We start from the raw sequence: 2,424 nt of genomic DNA on the forward strand, positions 1-2,424 counted from the left end.
CTCTAACAGTGAAGCATTTATTCGCCGTGCGGAGCATGGCGAATAAATGCCTGTTGGACTAAGGCGCGTCCATCAGGCAGCTATTTAATAGGGGATTGTATTGATCAGCGTGCGGCCTGAGGTACCAAGCCGTGCATTGGCATGTCTGGGGTAACGCGCTCTGATCGTGAGTTTCGCCATCATTTCAGCACTTCCAAATCTAATTTAACCCAATGTAGCGCGCCTGATGGCTAAAATCCATCATCGGGACGAGCTTATCCATGACCCGCTAGCGAGCCGGTTAGCCAAGTCGGTTGTCGTCGTAGGGCGTTACATCATGCTCGATAGTGTTGATCCTTATGATTAGACGGTTGATCGTAGGTGTGGCGCTGGGGTGTGAGCGTCCCGATCATCCGCAATGTGGGTTGCTTGCAATGTGGACAGGTGTAGGCCAGCTCCGCATCGCTGGCAGCCATATCGGCACCCGGTGCTTGCTCAACCACCGCTAGTGCTCGACGAACCTGCATCAGACGTTGCCGACGGCAGCGATTGGCCAGAAAACCGTAGTGACGCACCCGCATCAGTCCTTTGGGCAGGACGTGAAGCAGGAAGCGGCGTACGAACTCCTCGCCATTGAGGATGAGCGACTTGTGTCGGTCATGGTCGCGATAGTCCTTGTAGCGTAGGGTCATCTGGTGCTCATCGACGGCCAGGATACGCGCGTTGCTGATGGCGATCTGGCGCGTGTAGCGCGCCAAGTAGCGAACTACCGTATGAGTGTGTTCAAGGCAGTCCTTGCTGTAAACCACCCAGTCAGTGGCCATCAGCGTGTTCAGTTGAGCATCGACATCTCCGGGCCGGTTTACCCGGTGGAGATCGCCTGCATTGGCGGCCTTGCGCAGAGCGCTCACCATGTGCCCGCGAAAGTGGCATGACAAGGCCCGCACCGGGAACAAGTAGTTGCTATGCGCCCCACGCCAGCGGCCATCGTCACCCAAGGCACCGCCTGGAATCAAACAGTGCAGATGCACATGTTGGCTCAGGTTCTGACCCCAAGTGTGAAGCACGGCGATCATCCCCATTTCGCCGCCAAGGCGTTTGGGGTCTCGTCCAAAAGTGCGCAGCGTTTGCCAAGCACTCTGGAACAGCAACCGGTGAATCACCTCGGGATGAAGCTGAACCCAGCCATTAAGACTGTGCGGCAGCGTGAACACGACGTGGTAATAGCGCACAGGCAAGATATTGGCCTGCTGACGTTCGGCCCATTGTTCTATGGCGCGGCCTTGGCACTGCGGGCAATGACGATCGCGGCAGCCAAAGTAGTGTGGCTGTACATGAGCGCAGTCGGAGCACTGCAAGACCATCCCGCCCATCGCCTCCGTTCGGCAGGCCAGCAGATGGGTACACACCCGTTGGCGCTGGCGATCAAGACCGGTTGGATCGAGAAAGCGGGTCAGCGCCTGTTGCAAGGTAGCGGCCTTAGTCATGGCTCACCTCCAAGGCGGCCACCAGGTCAATATGACACTGATCTCCCCCTTGCTGGCTCGGCAGCCAGTGCAGGTAGCGCATCGTCGACTGGAGGTGACGGTGGCCCAGTAGCCGCTGGAGCTGATGGACGGGAAGGCCTTGCTCCAGAACATGGGTAGCATAGGCATGGCGCAGACTATGGATGCCACCGACCCGCTCGATCCCGGCCAGGCGCTTGGCTTGGGTAAAGGCCTTCTGTGGCGCACTGGCGTGTAGGGCTTGATCGGGAAACAGAGCGCTCGGGAACAGCCATGTGACTGGCCGATAGGCGCGCCAGTATTCGCGCAAGCGATCAAGCAGGGTCACGGGTAGTAACACCATACGATCCTTGCCGCCCTTGCCCTGCGTCACACGGAGTTGGTAACGCTGGCTGTCGATGTCACTAACTCGCAGGTGGCAGACCTCGGTTACACGCAATCCGCAGCCGTAGCACAGTTCGAGCATCATGCGATGCTTGGCGTTTTGGCAGGCGGCCAGGATCCGCCGAACCTCGTCGCGGGTCAGCAGTTCTGGAATCCGCTGCGGTTTTTTGGGGACGGTGAGCGGCACATCAAACGAAGGCCACTGCAACACGTGCAAATACAGGAACCGCACGCCGTGCAGATAAACACGGCAACTGGCGGCGGACAAACCACGCTCCTGAACCAGGTGATTAAAGAAGTGTTGCAGGTCGTCGGTACTCAACGTGTCTGGCGGGCGGTGGAAATAACGTGCTAGTTCAGTGACCACCATCAGGTAGGTGTTGTGGGTACGTTGCGCAAAGCCACGCTGACGCATGGCCGCGATCATCTTCTGTCGCAAGGCAGTCATCGTCGTCACTCCTGTTGTATGACCCACGTGGGTCAATCAACAGTGTGGCCCGATGAGGTGAAAAACGTGGTTCGTCGACAGCTACCGCGAAGCGGTTTAGTTCAACAG

Annotated in this window: 2 protein-coding genes; both read right to left on the reverse strand. The window is 58.1% G+C overall.

Features of this window, described 5'->3' with window-relative positions; translation table 11 throughout:
* Nucleotides 1-314: 314 nt before the first annotated feature.
* The gene (locus tag K7H09_RS24230) at nucleotides 315-1,466 is read right to left on the reverse strand and encodes an IS91 family transposase (protein ID WP_230806359.1); all 1,152 of its coding nucleotides are present in this window, start codon (nucleotides 1,464-1,466) and stop codon (nucleotides 315-317) included.
* Nucleotides 1,459-2,316 (reverse strand): tyrosine-type recombinase/integrase, encoded by an 858-nt coding sequence (locus K7H09_RS24235; protein WP_041158185.1) that lies wholly within the window; start codon nucleotides 2,314-2,316, stop codon nucleotides 1,459-1,461. The genes K7H09_RS24230 and K7H09_RS24235 overlap by 8 nt, the downstream gene beginning before the upstream one ends.
* Nucleotides 2,317-2,424 lie beyond the last annotated feature (108 nt).

Origin of the sequence: Halomonas sp. IOP_14 (assembly GCF_021021315.1) — a bacterium.
GTDB classification, from domain to species: domain Bacteria; phylum Pseudomonadota; class Gammaproteobacteria; order Pseudomonadales; family Halomonadaceae; genus Vreelandella; species Vreelandella titanicae.

Coding starts and splice junctions, on each gene's coding strand:
- K7H09_RS24235 (WP_041158185.1), bottom strand. CDS start 2,316: ATGACTGCCTTGCGACAGAAGATGATCGCGGCCATGCGTCAGCGTGGC.
- K7H09_RS24230 (WP_230806359.1), bottom strand. CDS start 1,466: ATGACTAAGGCCGCTACCTTGCAACAGGCGCTGACCCGCTTTCTCGAT.